The organism is Oryzomicrobium sp. (assembly GCF_021287045.1).
Lineage (GTDB): Bacteria > Pseudomonadota > Gammaproteobacteria > Burkholderiales > Rhodocyclaceae > Oryzomicrobium.
In genome coordinates, this window is the sequence record NZ_JAJTBG010000010.1 from 144,989 (window position 1) to 161,222 (window position 16,234).

Annotated in this window: 12 protein-coding genes and 7 tRNA genes; 12 read left to right on the forward strand and 7 right to left on the reverse strand. The window is 67.4% G+C overall.

The features are described 5' to 3' along the window. Positions 1-2 precede the first annotated feature (2 nt). Complete coding sequence (gene dnaQ, locus LWW89_RS12910) at positions 3-728, forward strand: DNA polymerase III subunit epsilon (protein ID WP_293264788.1); 726 nt, start codon at positions 3-5, stop codon at positions 726-728. A 188-nt stretch (positions 729-916) separates the two neighbouring features. On the opposite strand, the gene LWW89_RS12915 is transcribed toward dnaQ, so the two are convergent. After that, positions 917-993 (reverse strand) — tRNA-Val (locus LWW89_RS12915). Positions 994-1,130: 137 nt separating this feature from the next. Between LWW89_RS12915 and gltX the strand changes: the two genes are divergently transcribed. The 9 genes from gltX (at position 1,131) to LWW89_RS12960 (ending at position 6,363) form a co-directional block, all read left to right on the forward strand. After that, positions 1,131-2,525 carry a glutamate--tRNA ligase gene (gene gltX, locus LWW89_RS12920; protein WP_293264790.1) on the forward strand — a complete coding sequence of 465 codons (1,395 nt, stop codon included), beginning with the start codon at positions 1,131-1,133 and terminating at the stop codon, positions 2,523-2,525. An 86-nt stretch (positions 2,526-2,611) separates the two neighbouring features. Continuing rightward, positions 2,612-2,687 (forward strand) — tRNA-Ala (locus LWW89_RS12925). A gap of 14 nt (positions 2,688-2,701) precedes the next feature. Then, positions 2,702-2,777 (forward strand) — tRNA-Glu (locus tag LWW89_RS12930). An 86-nt stretch (positions 2,778-2,863) separates the two neighbouring features. Further along, positions 2,864-2,940 (forward strand) — tRNA-Asp (locus tag LWW89_RS12935). 181 nt (positions 2,941-3,121) lie between these two features. Continuing rightward, a tRNA-Ala gene (locus tag LWW89_RS12940) sits at positions 3,122-3,197 on the forward strand. 14 nt (positions 3,198-3,211) lie between these two features. After that, positions 3,212-3,287 (forward strand) — tRNA-Glu (locus LWW89_RS12945). Between the two features lie 68 nt (positions 3,288-3,355). Then, positions 3,356-3,432: transfer RNA gene (locus LWW89_RS12950), tRNA-Asp, on the forward strand. Between the two features lie 110 nt (positions 3,433-3,542). After that, positions 3,543-4,340 carry an NAD-dependent deacylase gene (locus tag LWW89_RS12955; RefSeq protein WP_293264792.1) on the forward strand — a complete coding sequence of 266 codons (798 nt, stop codon included), beginning with the start codon at positions 3,543-3,545 and terminating at the stop codon, positions 4,338-4,340. A gap of 208 nt (positions 4,341-4,548) precedes the next feature. Beyond that, positions 4,549-6,363 (forward strand): LysM peptidoglycan-binding domain-containing protein, encoded by a 1,815-nt coding sequence (locus LWW89_RS12960; protein WP_293264794.1) that lies wholly within the window; start codon positions 4,549-4,551, stop codon positions 6,361-6,363. A gap of 242 nt (positions 6,364-6,605) precedes the next feature. On the opposite strand, the gene LWW89_RS12965 is transcribed toward LWW89_RS12960, so the two are convergent. Genes LWW89_RS12965 through LWW89_RS12975 form a run of 3 tightly spaced genes read right to left on the reverse strand, consistent with a single transcriptional unit; the run spans position 6,606 to position 11,177 of the window. Then, positions 6,606-8,756: an ABC transporter ATP-binding protein gene (locus tag LWW89_RS12965; RefSeq protein ID WP_293264796.1), complete on the reverse strand. Its 2,151-nt coding sequence runs from the start codon at positions 8,754-8,756 to the stop codon at positions 6,606-6,608. Beyond that, positions 8,753-10,186, reverse strand: a complete 1,434-nt coding sequence (locus LWW89_RS12970) for an ABC transporter permease (protein WP_293264798.1) — start codon at positions 10,184-10,186, stop codon at positions 8,753-8,755. Before LWW89_RS12970 ends, LWW89_RS12965 begins: the two co-directional genes overlap by 4 nt. A 13-nt stretch (positions 10,187-10,199) precedes the next feature. Then, positions 10,200-11,177 (reverse strand): ABC transporter permease, encoded by a 978-nt coding sequence (locus tag LWW89_RS12975; RefSeq protein ID WP_293264822.1) that lies wholly within the window; start codon positions 11,175-11,177, stop codon positions 10,200-10,202. A 165-nt stretch (positions 11,178-11,342) separates the two neighbouring features. On the opposite strand from LWW89_RS12975, the gene LWW89_RS12980 reads away from it, so the two are divergent. Beyond that, the gene (locus tag LWW89_RS12980; protein ID WP_293264800.1) at positions 11,343-11,966 is read left to right on the forward strand and encodes a ParA family protein; all 624 of its coding nucleotides are present in this window, start codon (positions 11,343-11,345) and stop codon (positions 11,964-11,966) included. 39 nt (positions 11,967-12,005) lie between these two features. On the opposite strand, the gene LWW89_RS12985 is transcribed toward LWW89_RS12980, so the two are convergent. Together LWW89_RS12985 and LWW89_RS12990 are read right to left on the reverse strand one after the other, a co-directional pair. Next, the gene (locus tag LWW89_RS12985; RefSeq protein WP_293264802.1) at positions 12,006-12,338 is read right to left on the reverse strand and encodes a YnfA family protein; all 333 of its coding nucleotides are present in this window, start codon (positions 12,336-12,338) and stop codon (positions 12,006-12,008) included. A 10-nt stretch (positions 12,339-12,348) separates the two neighbouring features. Then, positions 12,349-14,544: an ABC transporter substrate-binding protein gene (locus LWW89_RS12990; protein ID WP_293264804.1), complete on the reverse strand. Its 2,196-nt coding sequence runs from the start codon at positions 14,542-14,544 to the stop codon at positions 12,349-12,351. 115 nt (positions 14,545-14,659) lie between these two features. On the opposite strand from LWW89_RS12990, the gene fabI reads away from it, so the two are divergent. Then, the gene (gene fabI / locus LWW89_RS12995) at positions 14,660-15,475 is read left to right on the forward strand and encodes an enoyl-ACP reductase FabI (protein WP_293264806.1); all 816 of its coding nucleotides are present in this window, start codon (positions 14,660-14,662) and stop codon (positions 15,473-15,475) included. Between the two features lie 33 nt (positions 15,476-15,508). Here fabI and LWW89_RS13000 read toward each other — a convergent pair whose 3' ends face one another. Further along, positions 15,509-15,658 carry a hypothetical protein gene (locus LWW89_RS13000; protein ID WP_293264808.1) on the reverse strand — a complete coding sequence of 50 codons (150 nt, stop codon included), beginning with the start codon at positions 15,656-15,658 and terminating at the stop codon, positions 15,509-15,511. Between the last annotated feature and the right edge of the window lie 576 nt (positions 15,659-16,234).

Consider the following 16,234-nt stretch of genomic DNA (forward strand, 5'->3'; position numbering starts at 1 on the left):
CCATGCGCCAGATCATTCTCGATACCGAAACTACCGGCCTGGAAGTCCGCCAGGGCCACCGTCTGATCGAAGTCGCCGGGGTGGAGATGGTCAACCGCCGCCTCACCGGCCGCCATCTGCACCGCTACGTCCACCCGGAGCGCGACATCGATGCCGGCGCCATGGCGGTCCACGGCATCACCTTGGACTTTCTCGCCGACAAGCCGAAATTCCGCGAGATCGCCCATGAACTGGCGGATTTTCTCGCCGGCGCCGAGTTGATCATCCACAACGCGCCCTTCGACGTAGGCTTCCTCAACAACGAGTTCGCCCTGGTCGGGCTGCCCCCGGTGACCCAGGTCGCCGGCGGCATCCTCGACACCCTGCGCATGGCCAAGAGCCTCCACCCGGGCAAGCGCAACAATCTGGACGCTCTGTGCGAACGCTACGGCGTCGACAACTCCAACCGCACTCTGCACGGCGCCTTGCTCGACGCGGAAATCCTGGCCGACGTCTACCTGGCCATGACCCGGGGCCAGGAAAGCCTGGTGATGGAGCTGGATGCCCCCCCCCAGGAAGAAAAGACCGACGTAGTCGAAATCCGCCGCGGCCCCCGCCCCCCCCTGAAGGTAATCAAAGCCGCCGACAGCGAAATCGAGGCCCACACCGCGACGCTCGCCGCCATCGACAAGGAAAGCAAGGGCAAGTGCCTGTGGCTGCCCAAGGCTCCGGCCGAAGAAGGGGCCTGAACGGGCCGCCGCCAAGCAAAAACGCCGGGCTGCGCAATGCAGCCCGGCGTTTTTGCTGATGGAGCCCCGACTTCGCAATAAACCGGTTGCGGCGTAGAGCGATCGTCCCGGCGCAGCCCGGTGTAATTCTTGAACAATGGGCTGGAAAAGCGAAAAGCCCGGTAAAAACCGGGCTTTTCAGAATTTTCTGGTGGGTGGTACAGGGCTCGAACCTGTGACCTTTGCCGTGTGAAGGCAACGCTCATACCAACTGAGCTAACCACCCAACCGTTCCACGTCGGCGCTGCGTTGTTGCTTGCTGCGTCGTTGTGAGGCGCGCATTTGACCACAAGGTTCTGTGGCGGTCAAACACTTTCTGCATCCAGTACAATGTTGGGCTTTTCCCCCACTTCTCCGAATTCCATGATCCGCACCCGCTTTGCCCCTTCGCCCACCGGTTTCCTGCATATTGGCGGCGCCCGCACGGCCTTGTTCTCCTGGGCCTTCGCCCGCCGCCACGGCGGCCAGTTCGTGCTGCGCATCGAGGACACCGATGTGGCCCGCTCCACCCCGGAGGCGGTGCAGGCGATCCTCGACGGTATGGCCTGGCTGGACCTGGGTCACGATGAAGGCCCCTTCTATCAGATGCAGCGCATGGACCGGTACAAGGAAGTGATCCAGCAGATGCTGGCCGCCGGCACCGCCTACTATTGCTACACCACGCCCGAGGAACTGGACCGCCTGCGCGACGAGCAGCGTGCCCGGGGCGAGAAGCCGCGCTACGACGGCCGTTGGCGCCCCGAGGCGGGCAAGGAGCTGCCCGCGCCGCCCGCCGGCGTGACTCCGGTGGTGCGCTTCAAGAACCCGAAGGACGGCGCCGTGGCCTGGAACGATCTGGTCAAGGGCCGCATCGAGTTCGCCAACGACGAGCTGGACGACCTGATCATCGCCCGGGGCGACGGCACCCCCACCTATAACTTCTGCGTGGTGGTGGACGACTGGGACATGCGCATCACCCACGTCATCCGCGGCGACGACCACGTCAACAACACCCCGCGCCAGATCAACATCCTCCAGGCCCTAGGCGCCCCGGTGCCGGAATATGCCCACCTGTCGATGATCCTTGGCGACGACGGCCAGAAGCTGTCCAAGCGCCACGGCGCGGTGTCGGTGATGCAGTACGCCGAGGACGGCTTCCTGCCCGAGGCGGTGATCAACTACCTGGCACGCCTGGGCTGGTCCCACGGTGACGACGAGGTATTCAGCCGGGAACAGCTGGTGGAATGGTTCGACCTGGACCACATCACCCCCTCCGCCGCCCAGTTCAACACCCAGAAGCTGCTGTGGCTGAATGCCCACTACCTCAAGCAGGCCGACAACGCCCGCCTGGCCGCCCTGGTCGCCCCGCGCCTGACCGCCCGGGGCGTGGCACCGGCGGCCACGCCGGCCCTGGAGGCCATCATCGCCCTCTATAAGGAGCGGGTGCAGACCGTGGTGGAGCTCACCGACGCCTGCGAATCCCTCTACCTGGCCCCACTGCCCAGCGAAGAGCTGAAGGCCCAGCACCTCACTGACGAGACCCGGCCGATCATGACCGACTTCCGCGGTCGCTGCGCCGACGTGGAATGGACGGCCGCCGCCATCGGCGCCCTAATCAAGGAAGTGGTCGCCGCCCACGGCGCCAAAATGCCCAAGCTGGCCATGCCCCTGCGCCTGGCCCTGGTCGGCCAGACCCAGACCCCGTCGGTGGACGCCTTGGTGGCCCTGTTCGACCGGGACATGGTGGTGGCCCGCATCGATCGCCTGCTGAGCGCCTGAGCCCGTAACGAAGCGCGCTGCAAGAAAATCGTGACGGGGTGTTGACAGCCCCCCGAACGGTCCCTAGAATGCGCGCTTCTTCGGTCGGGGGTATAGCTCAGCTGGGAGAGCGCTTGCATGGCATGCAAGAGGTCCGCGGTTCGATCCCGCGTACCTCCACCAAAACTGAAGAACGGGTCCCCATCGTCTAGAGGCCTAGGACACCGCCCTTTCACGGCGATAACCGGGGTTCGAATCCCCGTGGGGACGCCACCTACACCAGGGGTTGTCGATGACAACCCCTAAATTTTGCCCGGAGCACGCGCAACACCGCTCCCGGTAAAAAGCAGTCACCGCGCGGAGCGGTAGTTCAGTTGGTTAGAATACCGGCCTGTCACGCCGGGGGTCGCGGGTTCGAGTCCCGTCCGCTCCGCCAGCAACACCAAAACCGGCTTCGGCCGGTTTTTTCTCCTCGAAACGTTCCAGCCAAAACGTTTTCGGATGAGAAAGCTTGTTCTTTTAAAGATTGAATCGAGAAAAAGCAGGGAAAAGCAGTTTTTTTGCAAAACCCTCTTTACAAGCGAAGGAAACTTCTCTAATATCTCGATCCATCGGTTGGGGGTATAGCTCAGCTGGGAGAGCGCTTGCATGGCATGCAAGAGGTCCGCGGTTCGATCCCGCGTACCTCCACCAAAACTGAAGAACGGGTCCCCATCGTCTAGAGGCCTAGGACACCGCCCTTTCACGGCGATAACCGGGGTTCGAATCCCCGTGGGGACGCCACCTACGCTAGGTGGTTGCCAGTGGCAATCACTGGTTTCCGAGAAAATCGGAAATAGCAGTTACCGCGCGGAGCGGTAGTTCAGTTGGTTAGAATACCGGCCTGTCACGCCGGGGGTCGCGGGTTCGAGTCCCGTCCGCTCCGCCAAAAAATACGAAAAACCGGCCTAGTGCCGGTTTTTTGCTTTTCGCCCTCGTTTCTGCAACTTTGGCCACGATCCGGCCGGGGTGGCGAAATGATTCACGCGGGGTTCCACGATGTCCCATTCCCCTTCCCCGTCCGACGAGCAGATCGCCCAGATTGCTGCCCTACTGCGCACCTCGCGCCGGGTTCTGGCGATCACCGGTGCCGGCATCTCCGCCGACTCGGGCCTGCCCACCTACCGCGGCGTAGGCGGACTCTACGAAGGGGAGCTGACCAGCGACGGCATGCCCATCGAGGACGCCCTGTCCGGCGACATGCTCGCCCGCCGTCCGGAAATCACCTGGAAATACCTGATCCAGATCGAGCGCACCTGCCGCCAGGCCGCCCCCAACCCGGCCCATCGCGTGCTGGCCGCCCTGGAGCGCAAGCTGCCCTATCTGCTGGTGTTCACCCAGAACATCGACGGCTTCCATCGGGATGCCGGTACCCGCAACCTGGTCGAAGTCCACGGTACCCTGCACCGGCTGCGCTGCGTGCGTTGCAGCTACCGGGCCAGCGTACCCAGCTACGAAGACCTGGCCATCCCGCCCAGTTGCCCGCGCTGCTTCTCGGCCCTGCGGCCGGACGTGGTGCTGTTCGGCGAGGCCCTGCCGATCAAGGCCATGACCACCCTGGCCGACGCCATGGACGAAGGCTTCGATCTGGTGCTGTCGATCGGCACCTCCAGCGTTTTTCCCTACATCGCCGAGCCTGTCCTGTGGGCCCTGGCCAACGGCATCCCGACGGTGGAAATCAACCCGGGCCAGACGCCCCTCAGCCCCCTGGTGGACTACCCGGTCAAGCACGGGGCCGCTGCCGCCCTGGGCGCCATCTGGCAAGCCCTGGAGCCGGACGCTCCATTGCCGGCCTGACCCGGGCTTCGGCTGCGTCAGGTTTATCGGGCCGAAGCCTTTTATAATTCTGCAGTTTTGTGACGTCCGATCCGGACGGCCCGGCAGCGCCCCGACAGGCGCAGGCCGGTGACCTGTGACGATTGATACGGCGTGCCCCGGCGAGCGACGCGGGGGTGGGCCCCTCCGTACCCCTCGGGGCACGGGGACCACTCAGCGAGAATCTCCGATGCGGAACATCCCACATCCCTATCTCCTTTCCCTCCTATTCGGCTGCGCCCTGGCCGCCCCCGCAGGGGCCCAGACCGCCGCCGGCGACGCCCCCCTCCGCCTCTCCTTCGCCCCTTCCCTCAACGGCTACTCCTCCCCCGCCCCGGCGGAAGCCCCCGAGCGCCCCGCCGCTCCGGCCGCCTGGGCCGTGGCAGTGCCTACCGGCGCACCCCAGGCGGCAGCCCCGTCCGGCGGCGAAGCCGGCAACGCCAACGAAAACGGCCTCCAGGTCCGCGAAGTGGCCGCGCCGACGGTGCTGCCCCGCACCATCGACCTGACCGAATCCCCCAACGATCTCTGGGAGCGCATCCGCAACGGCTACGCCATGCCCACCCTGAGCAACGACCAGGTGGAGCAGAACCAGACCTGGTACATGAACCGGCCGGATTATCTGCGCCGCATGGTGGAGCGTAGCCGCCGCTATCTGCACTACATCGTCGAAGAGATCGAGCGCCGCGGCCTGCCCACCGAGCTGGCCTTCCTGCCCATGGTGGAAAGCGCCTACAACCCCATGGCCTACTCGCGCAGCCACGCCGTGGGCCTGTGGCAGTTCATCCCCTCCACCGGCAAAAGCTACAAGCTGGAACAGAACTGGTGGGTGGACAAGCGCCGCGACATCGTCGCCTCCACCGGCGCCGCCCTGGACTACCTACAAAACCTCTACGAGATGCAGGGCGACTGGCACCTGGCCCTTGCCTCCTACAACTGGGGCGAAGGCGCCGTGCAGCGCGCCATGGCCAAGAACCGCGCCAAGGGCCTGCCTACCGACTACGAGAGCCTGACCATGCCGGCGGAGACGCGTAACTACGTCCCCAAGCTGCAAGCCCTCAAGAACATCTTCTCCAGCCCACGCCTGCTGGCCCAGCTGGACATTCCCCCCCTGCCCAACACTCCCTACTTCGCCACCGTGCCCAAGCCCGCCGACATCGACGTCAAGGTGGCGGCCAAGCTGGCGGAAATGCCGGTGCAGGAATTCGTCGCCCTCAACCCGGCCCACAACCGGCCGGTGATCAAGGGCGAGGCTCACCTGGTGATCCCCTCGGACAAGGTGGAGACCTTCCTGAGCAATCTGGAATCCCACGACAAGCCCCTCTCATCCTGGGGCACCCACGTCCTGCAACGCAGCGAGAAGCTGGAAAAGGTGGCGATGCAGTACGGTCTGTCGGTGGTGGAGATCAAGACCATCAACGGCTACGCCCCCAAGGCCAAGGTGCCCAACGGCGCCGTGCTGCTGGTGCCGGTGCGCACCGGAGCCACCCTGGCGGCCCTGCCGGAAATGACGGCCCCGGTGCCCGCCGTCCCCGCGCCGGCAAGTGCCCCTGCCACTACGTCCGCCTCCACCCCGGCGGCGGTTGCCGCCGCGCCGCGCAGCCACAAGGTGGGCAAGGGCGAGACCCTGTTCTCCATCGCCAAGCGCTACGACGTGCCCCTGGCCGAGTTGAAGAAGCTCAACGGCCTGAAGGGCGACAAGGTGGCCCTGGGCACCACCCTCACCTTGTCGTCCAAGGCTGCTCCTGAGCGTGCCCAGGAAAAGCCGGGCAAGGGCGCCGCCACCGTGGTGGCAAAGGCCGAGGGTAAGGGAGGCAAGACGGCCCAGGCCAAGGCCAGCGCGCCCAAGATCACCCGCTACACCATCCGTCGCGGCGACACCCTGGCCTCCATCGCCAAGCACTTCAAGGTGGACCAGAGCGATCTGCAACGCTGGAACAAGGTCTCGGCCCAAAGCATCAAGCCTGGCCAGACCCTCACCATCCAGTTGGCCCGCAACGACTGATCCGGTTCTCCCAACCCCACAAAAGCAAAAGGCGCGTTCAACACGCGCCTTTTGCCTTTTCGCCAGGGGCTTATCAGCCTCCGTCCAGGCGAGAATGCCGTGAAGCCGCAGCCGGTTCGGGCCGGACCTTGCCATCATCAAGGCAGCCGTTGCGGAGGCGACGACACGGTAATCGTCGCAACAAACCTTGAAACGACTGTAGACCGTAGCGGCCCCTTCCGCCAGGAAAAAAACGCCCTGGCCTATTTATCCAGCATCGGCGGTACATCCTTGCCAGCCCAGCGATGGCAGTGCACCACCCGGGTGGGGGACAGCCGGGTTTCTTCCGGATAGCGGGCCCGGCACGCGGCGTCCGCCTCTGGGCAGCGCGGCTGGAAGTGGCAGCCGGCGGGGGGATTGGCGGGGGACGGCGTCTCCCCGGGGGAGGCAACGTTGCCCACGGCACCCTCGCCCGCTGCGGCGATGCGCGGTACCGCCGCCAGCAGGGTGCGGGTGTAGGGATGGCGCGGGTCGCGCAGCACCTCGTCCACCGTGCCCCGCTCGACGATGCGCCCCAGATACATCACCGCCACTTCGTGGGCCAGGTATTCGACCACGGCGAAGTTGTGGGTGATGAACAGGTAAGCGAGGCCGAGGCGTTCCTGCAACTCCGCCAGCAGGTTGAGGATCTGGGCCTGCACCGACACGTCCAGGGCCGAGGTCGGCTCGTCGCAGACCAGCAGGTCGGGCTGCACCGCCAGGGCCCGGGCGATGGCGATGCGCTGGCGCTGGCCGCCGGAGAATTCGTGGGGATAGCGGTACGCCGCCTCCGCTGGCAATCCCACCTGGTCGAGCAGGGCGGCCACCGCCGCCTCCCGCTCGGCCGCGCCGGGCTTGCCCCCGGGCAGCCCCAGGGCGGTCATGCCTTCGAGCAGGATGGCGCCCACGGTGAGGCGCGGATTGAGGGAGGCGAAGGGGTCCTGAAACACCATCTGCATCTGCCGGCGAAAAGGCGCCAGGGCCTGGCGCCCGTGGTCCGGCACGAGCCGGCCGGCCAGGGCCACCTCGCCCCGGGTGGGGCGCAGCAGACGCAGGATGCCCTTGCCAACGGTGGTCTTGCCGCAGCCCGATTCCCCCACCAGGGCCAGGGTGCGCCCCCGCTCCAGATGCAGGGAGACGCCATCCACCGCCTTCACCCAGCCCACAGTGCGCTTGAACAGGCCGCGACGGATGGGGAAATGGACTTGCAGGTCCTGCACGTCGAGCAGGGGGGCAGCCCCCGGAGCATCCGAGGCCGCCGGCGTTGCCGCATCCTGCCCGGCCGTAACCATCGCCGCAGCATCTGTGCCGCAACCCGCCACGGCGGGCTCGGGCGCCGACGGGAAAGCCTCCCGATAGCGCGCCGCCTCCGCCGGGTCGTAGAGATGGCAGCGTACCTGCTGGCCGCCCTCCTCCGCCCCGGGCACCGGCCACCAGGCAGGTGCCTCGCTGCCGCAACGGGCGAAGGCCTTGGGGCAGCGCGGGGCGAAGCGGCAGCCCGCGGGCATGCGCGCCAAGGTCGGCACCTGGCCCGGCAGGGCGAGCAGGCGGCGGCCGCGCCGGGCCACGTCGGGCAGTGCGGCGAACAGGGCCTGGGTGTAGGGATGGGCCGGGCGGCGGAAGAAATCGTCGCGCCGACCGGTTTCGATCAACTGGCCGGCGTACATCACCCCCACCCGGTGGGCCGCCTCGGCCACCACGCCCAGGTCGTGGGTGATGAGCAGCATGCCCATGCCACGCTGGGCCTGGAGGTCGCGCAGCAGAGCCAGGATCTGGGCCTGGATGGTCACGTCCAGGGCGGTGGTCGGCTCGTCGGCAAGCAGAAAGCGCGGCTCGGCGGCCAGGGCGATGGCGATCATCACCCGCTGCTTCATGCCGCCGGAGAGCTGGAAGGGATAGGCCGCCAGCCGCGCCGCCGGGTCGGCGATGCCCACCTGGCGCAGCAGGGCCTCGCTACGCGCCCGGGCGGCCTCGCCGGCCAAGCCTAGGTGGCGGGCCAGCACCTCGCCGATCTGCTGCCCCACGGTGAGCACCGGGTTGAGGCTGGTGGCCGGCTCCTGGAAGATCATCGCCAGCCGGTTGCCGCGCACGTCGCGCAAGCGCGCCGGCGGCAGGGCGAGCAGGTCGTCGCCGCCAAGCTCGGCCCGGCCGCCGAGGATGCGCCCGGCGTCGGGCAGCAGGCGCAGCAGGGCCAGGGCGGTGGCCGACTTGCCGCAACCCGATTCGCCGAGCAGGGCCAGGGTCTCGCCGGGCACCAGGTCGAAGGAGACGCCATCGACGGCGGTGAGCACCCGGCCGCCGGCGGCAAAACCCACAGACAGGTCGCGCACGCGCAGAGCGTCGGCCGGAGCGGCTTGAACGGGAATGGCGCTCATTGGGCGCTCCGGCGCGGGTCGAAGGCCGCCTGGACGGCGTCGGCGAACAGGTTGGCGGCCAGCACCAGGGCGAACATGAAGGCAAAGGCGGCCACCAGGGACCACCACACCACCGGCTCCCGGGCCAGTTCCATGCGGGCGTTGTTGATCATGGTGCCGAAGCTGATGGTGGTGGGATCGACGCCGATGCCCACGTAGGAAAGCACCGCCTCGGACAGCACCAGACCGGAGAAATCCATCACCAGGGTGATGATGACGATGTGCAGGACATTGGGCAGGATGTGGCGCAGCAGGATGGTGAACGGGGCCACGCCGAAGGCCTGGGCGGCCTGGACGTAATCGAGCTCGCGCAGCTTGAGGGCCTCGCCACGCAGCAGCCGGGCCAGGCCGGTCCAACTGGTGACGCCGAGGATGAAGCACAGGGCCAAGAGGCGCAGGTCGGCCCGCTCGGCGGCGGTGGCGAACCACTCCGGGTGGGTGTCGATCACCACCTGCATCATCAACACTGCGGCGGCGATCAGCAGCACCCCGGGGATCGAGTTGAGCACGGTGTACAGGTACTGGATGACGTCGTCGATCCAGCCGCCGAAGTAGCCGGCGGCGATGCCGAGCAGGATGCCCAGGGGCAGGGTCACCAGGGTCGTCACCAGGCCGATCACCAGGGCCGTGCGCACGCTCTTGAGCACCTGGTAGAGCACGTCCTGGCCCACCTTGTCGGTGCCGAAGACGTGGTAGCCCGCCGACAGGGCGGTGAGCTTGCCGGCGATCAGGCACACCACCAGCAGGGTCGCCAGCACCGCGTCCCAGGCGAAACTGCCCGGGGGACGTTTCATGAAGATGGCCCGAACGCCGCGCCAGGGCTCGATCTGCGCGATGGCATCGCCAGGCGCCGCGCCACGCCTCGCGTTCCACAGCAGCACCGTGGAGATCAGCCACCAGAGCAGACCTCCAGCCACCACCCCGCTGATTCCGCGCATCGTCACGTCGGCCATCCAGCTATCGCCGGGCTTGAGCTGGGCGCCGCCATAGCGCAGCGGCGGAAAATCCCGCTGCTGGCCGCCGTTCGCCAGGATGGCGGTTTCCATGGCGTAGGACTGGGTGGCGAGGGGCGCCGAATAGGTCTTTTCATTGCGCCCGCGCAGGCCGGACAGGGCGCCGTCGAGCACCGACAGCACTTCCACCCCGTAGGCCGCTGGCTTACCCGGCTCGGCCGGCAGGGCCAACCGGTAGTGCAAAGAATCGGCCAGGCCGATCAGGGCGAACACCGCCAGCAGGGTGGCCGCCGCCATGCCGACGCGGCTCGCCCCCACCTTGCGCCAGGCCGCCGCCAGGGGCGGCGCGCGGCGCGAGACCACGGCCAGGGTCGCCAAGAGGCCGACGAGCAGCCACAGTACGGCGTCGGACCAGAGCAGGACGGGCTGGAAGGGCATGGCGGCGGAAACGTCAGTCGAAGCGGACCCGGGGGTCCACCAGGGTGTAGGACAGGTCGGTGAGAATCAGCCCGGCGATGTACAGCACCGAGCCGATGAAGACCATGGCGCGCACCACCGAGAAGTCCTGGGCGTTGATGGCGTCGATGGTGTAGCTGCCCAGGCCAGGGATGCCGAAGAAGGATTCCATCAGCAGACTGCCGAGGAACAGCTGGGGAATCACCACCACCACCCCGGTGAGGATGGGGATCATGGCGTTCTTGAGCACGTGGCGGAACAGCACCGTGCCCTCCCCCAGGCCCTTGGCCCGGGCAGTGCGCACGTAATCCTTGCCGATTTCCTCGATGAACAGGGTGCGGTACCAGCGGATCGACGAGCCCAGCCCGGCGACCACACCGATGGCCACCGGCAGCACCAGGAACTTGAAGGCCGACAGCCCGTCGGCATAGCCCGAGATCGGCACCAGCCGCAGCGCCTTGGAAAACAGCCACTGGCCGAAGATGATGTAGAACAGGCCCGAGACGGACATGGCCGCCACGCAGGCCACCACGCCCCAGAAATCGAGCCGGGTGCCGCGCACGAAGGCCAGCAGCAGCGCCGCCGAAACGGTGACCAGCAGGCCCACGATGAAGGTGGGCACGGCCAGGGCGGTGGACGGGCCGATGCGGGTGGCGATCTCCCGGGCAATGTCCCGGCCGTCCTCGGCGGCGCCGAAGTCGCCGACGAACATGCGCGCCGACTTGGCGTAGAAGATGGTGTCGGTAAGCTTGGCCGTGCCGTCGGCCGCCCCGTTGAAGAACAGGGGTTTGTCGTAGCCCCGCTCCGCCTTCCACTTGGCGATGGCCTCCGCCGTCACCCGCTTCACCCCCAGCTGCATGCGCGCCATGTCGTCCGGAGTGTTCACCACGAAGAACAGGGCGAAGGTGAGCAGGTTCACCCCGAGCAGGATGGGCACGGCGTAGGCGAGGCGGCGGACCAGGTAGGCGAACATGGCCGGACTATAGCAATGGTTGGCCCCCCGGTGGGATTCGGCGTGGGCCGCAGACGCTGCCAAGCTCCGCTCCCATGCCGAACCCCGGCGCGATGCCCGGTGAAACGCGGTGAGAAAATGCGAGAATCGGGGCTTTCCGCCATCCACGCACACGGGAGAATGACGATGACCGCGGTCCTGGTTGCCAACCCCAAGGGGGGCGCAGGCAAGAGCACCCTGGCCACCAACCTGGCCGGCTGCCTGGCGCGCCGGGGCCACGCCGTCATGCTCGGCGATCTGGACGTGCAGCAGTCGTCCCGGGAATGGCTGGCCCTGCGGCCGGGCTTCCTGGCGCCGATTGCCACCTGGGACCTGGCCCCCGGCGCCCCGGCCAAACCGCCCCGGGGCACCACCCACGCGGTGCTCGATTCTCCCGCCGGCTTTCACGGCAAGCCCCTGGACAAGGCCCTCAAGGCCGCCACCCACGTGCTGGTGCCGGTGCAACCCTCGTTATTCGACATCCTCGCCACCCGGCGCTTCCTGGAGGTGCTCCAGGCCGAAAAGGCGGTGCGCAAGGGCCAGGTCAAGTTCGGCGTGGTGGGCATGCGGGTGGACGCCCGCACCCGGGCCGCCGGCGAGCTGGAACGCTTCTTTTCCGCCTACGACCTGCCGGTGCTCGCCTTCCTGCGCGACACCCAGCTCTACGTCCAGGCCGCTGCCCAGGGCGCCACCCTGTTCGACCTGGCCCCGGCCAAGGTGGAACGGGACCTGGAGCAGTGGCAGCCGATCATCGACTGGCTGGACGCCTGAGCCCGGCCTGGGCCTCTTCCTCCCCCTGCCCCGCCGCCCTCAACCCTCCCGGGGGGCGAACATGATGATGGCCATGCCCGCAAGGGTGACGGCCCCGCCGAGCAGGTCCCAGCGGGTCGGCCGCACCCCGTCCACGCCCCACAGCCAGGCCAGGGCTACCGCCACGTAGACGCCGCCGTAGGCCGCGTAGATGCGGCCGCTGGCGGCGGGGTGCAGGGTCAAGAGCCAGGCGAACAGGGCCAGGGAGGCCGCCGCCGGCAGCAGCAGCCAGGCCGGGGCGCCCTGGCGCAGCCACAGCCAGGGCAGGTAGCAACCGACGATCTCGGCCACGGCGGTGACGAGAAAGAGCAGGACGGTCTTGGCGATGAACACGGCCGCAGTCTCACGGTGCCCGGCGCCGGGCCTGGCGCAACGCCGGCACCACCAGGGCGGCGACGAGCAGGATGCCCACCAGCAGGGGCCACAGCACCGGCCGGTTCCACTCGGCCCGCCTGCGCTCGCGCAGCACCGGGTCGATGCGCTGGTACTTGAGGGCGTTGTTGCCCACTTCCATGGGCTTGCGGTTGCTCAGCCAGGCGTGGCTCAAGGTGTAGCTCTTGGGGTAGAAGGAGAACACCCAGGGCGCGTCGTCCTGGAGGATGGCGAGCATGCGCCGGATGATGGCCAGCCGCTCCGGGGTGTTCTCCATGTTCTTCATGCGCTCGAACAGCCGGTCGAACTCGGGGTTGATGTAGTTGGAGGCGTTCTCGCCCTGGCTGACCGCCTTGGCTTCCTTGCCGTGGAGCAGGAAGAAGAAGTTCTCCGGGTCCGGATAGTCGGCGTTCCAGCCGAGGAAGTACATCTGCACCGCACCACGCAGCACCTTGTCCTGGAAGCGGTTGAAGTCGGTGGAGCGGATCACCAACTGCACGTCGATCTTGGCGAACTGGCGGGTCAGCCAGTCGAGCCGGGCCTTGTCGCCCATGCCCCCGGAGGTGGTGTCCAGGTTGAGCACCAGGGGCTCGCCGGTCTTGGCGTTGCGCCCGTTGGGCCAGCCGGCCTCGGCCAGCAGGCGCTTGGCCTCAGTCACCGACTTGCGCCGGGCCTCGCCGCCCTCCGGTTTGGCCGGGTCCGCGACCCAGTCGTAGACCCGGGGATTGATGCCGGCCTTGCCGTCCTCGTAGCCGAAGATGCCCGGCGGCAGGGGCCCCATGGCGGGCACGCCGCGGCCGTTGAGGAAGATGGAGATGAACTCCTCCTGGTCGATGGCGATCGACACCGCCTGGCGCAGCTTGCGGCCAGCGTCGGTGAGGCCGCCCACCACCGGGTCCCGGAGGTTGAAGCCCATGTAGAAGGTGGAAGCGCGCACCCCGGCGAGCAGACGGATGCCCTGGGCGCGCATCTCGTCGGTGAGGGTGGCCTCGCCGCTGCCGCCCAGGCGCACCGCCTGATCGAAGTTGTCGGAGGCGATGCCCGAGGCGTCGTAGTAGCCCTGGAGGAACTTGTTCCAGTAGGGAATGCTTTCCTTCTCCCGGGTGAACACGGCCTGGTCGATGAGCGGCAGGACCTTGCCGCAATCGGCCAGCAGCCCGGCCTGACGGTCCCCCGCCTCGCCTTCGCAGGGGTAGGTCTCGCCCCGGAAGTTGGGGTTGCGCGACAGCACCATGCGCCGGTTCGGGTCGTTCTCGGAGAGCATGAAGGGGCCGGTGCCCACCGGCCACCAATCCAGGATCAGGTTCTTCTCCGCCATGCCCGGCTGGCTGTAGAAGCGGTCCACCTCCCGGGGCACCGGGGCGAAGAAGGGCATGGCCAGCCAGTAGGCGAACTGGGGGTACTTACCCTTGATGTGGATGCGCCAGGTGTGGGCATCGACCTTTTCCGCCCCGGGCAGGTCGTAGCGGTCCAGGTCGAGCCAGCCCCCGGGGGGCAGGGCCTTGGCGTCCTCCTGAAGCCGGGCGCCCAGGTCTTTGAGGCCGACGATCAGCTCGCTCATCATGCCGAAGATCGGCGAATGCAAATGGGGGTGGGCGAGGCGCTTGATCTCGTAGATGTAGTCGTCGGCGGTCAGTTCCCGGGTGCCGGTGTGGGCGAAATCGGCGATGCCGTTGATGCCCGCCAGGGCCGCCCGGTCCAGCCGGTCGTAGCGGGGATTGCCCGCCGCGTCCACGGCGAAGGCCGGGTGTGGCTGGAAGCGGATGCCCGGCTTGAGGCGCAATTCATAGACGCTCTGGGCCACCTGCTCCGCCGGGGCGTCCGCCGCCAGGGGCCGGCCGGCGGCGTCCAGGTAGCGGGGTTCGGGCACCGCCTCGACCGTGGCCGGAATCAGGGCGTAGGGCCGCTTCAGATAGTGGTACTGGAGCGGCGGCTCGTAGATCTGGGCGGTGAAGGTGATCTCGTCCTCGGTGTAGGACTGGACCGGGTCCAGGTGCTTGGGCCGGTCGGTAAACGCCGTGTAGAGGATGTTTCGCCCGGACTGGTCGGCCGGATAGGGGTTGTTCCACTCGCCGTCGCAGGCGGCCAGGGAGAGCAGGAGGGCCGCCAGCAGCATCCCCGGCAGGCGGGGACGGGATGCGCGGCACGGGAAGCGGAAGAGGGACATGGCGCGAGTGTAGCGAAAAATGGTCCCGCCCCCGCCATTGCCGCACGAACGACCGTTTGACGGCTTTCCTTTATAATCGGCGGCGCTCCGTTTCAGGGACTACAAGGAAAAATCCATGGGTTTCCTCGCCGACAAACGCATCCTCATCACCGGCCTCCTGTCCAAGCATTCCATTGCCTATGGCATAGCCAAGGCCTGCGCCCGGGAAGGCGCCCAGCTCGCCTTCACCTACCAGATCGAGCGCTTCAAGGACCGGGTCGGCAAGTTCGCCGAGGAATTCGGCAGCGACCTGCTCTTTCCCCTCGACGTGGCCAACGACGCCGACATCGACAACCTGTTCGCCGAACTGGGCAAGCGCTGGGACGGCCTGGACGGCCTGGTGCACTCCATCGCCTTCGCCCCCGGCGCGGCCCTGGAAGGCGACTTTCTCGACGGCCTGTCCCGGGAAGCCTTCCACATCGCCCACGACATCTCGTCCTACAGCTTCCCGGCCCTGGCCAAGGCCGCCCGGCCGATGCTAGAAAAGGGCAACAAGCCGTCCCTGGTGTGCCTCTCCTACCTGGGCGCCGAGCGCACCATGCCCAACTACAACGTGATGGGCCTGGCCAAGGCCAGCCTGGAGGCCGCCACCCGCTACATGGCGGTGTCCCTCGGCCCCCAGGGCATCCGGGTCAACGCCCTCTCCGCCGGCCCGATCCGCACCCTGGCCGCCTCCGGCATCGGCAGCTTCGGCAAGCTGCTGGCCTACAACGCCCACCATTCCCCCCTGCGCCGCAACGTGACCATCGACGAGGTGGGCAACGCGGCGGCCTTCCTGCTCTCGGACCTGGCTTCCGGGATGACCGGCGAAACCATGTACGTGGACGGGGGCTTCAACACCACCGCCCTGGGCAACGCCGAATTGCCCCCGAGCGGCAGCGAGGCGGCCTGAGCTTTAGCGCCCAACCCGCACCACTGCATCGCCTTATCCGGTAACGCCGGCGGCACCTTTGGGTCCGTCGGCGTTTTTGCGTCTACGGCCGCCCTCGCCCTCGCCCTCGCCCTCGCCCTCGCCCTCGCCCTCGCCCTCGCCCTCGCCCTGCAACAGCATCCGCGATACTTTAATTTTGTTCATGTATTTTTTCGGGAGCATCCCCGATCTCTAATACTGGCGCGGACCTTTGTTTTTATCCGATGAAAATACATTAGATTTATTCATGTATCGCCCTACATCTGTCGGATCTTCGGGTGCTAAACCTCACCCCTCGCCTGGCGCCTTCCCGACCTGAACCGCCGGGTTTCGCCTGACGGCGAGCCACTTTCTGTCCGGCGATAGAAAGTAGCCAAAGAGCGCCGTGCCCGCTCCCCCGCCGGCAGGCCAATGAAACTGGCCTACCGGTCCCCTGCGCTACTCGCCCGGGACGGGGGCTGCGGAACTCGGCCTGCGGCCTCAAACAGTCCTCGCCCTTTTCCGTCCCGGCCTGCGTTGCTCGGCGGGGGAGAAGGGCACACTTGGGCGCAGCGTTGAGGCCACGACTAGAAGGCAAGGCCGGGAGTGGGATTCAGGACTTGAAAGCCTTATTTCAAAGTCCGCGCCAGTATTGGCTTTCCGGGCACCACCATCCAAGAACAAGGACTGACGTGGGCTTTCACAGAGCCGGCTTGCAGATCAAGCACTGGCGCGCCTTTCCGGCCTCCTTCATCCGGCCAA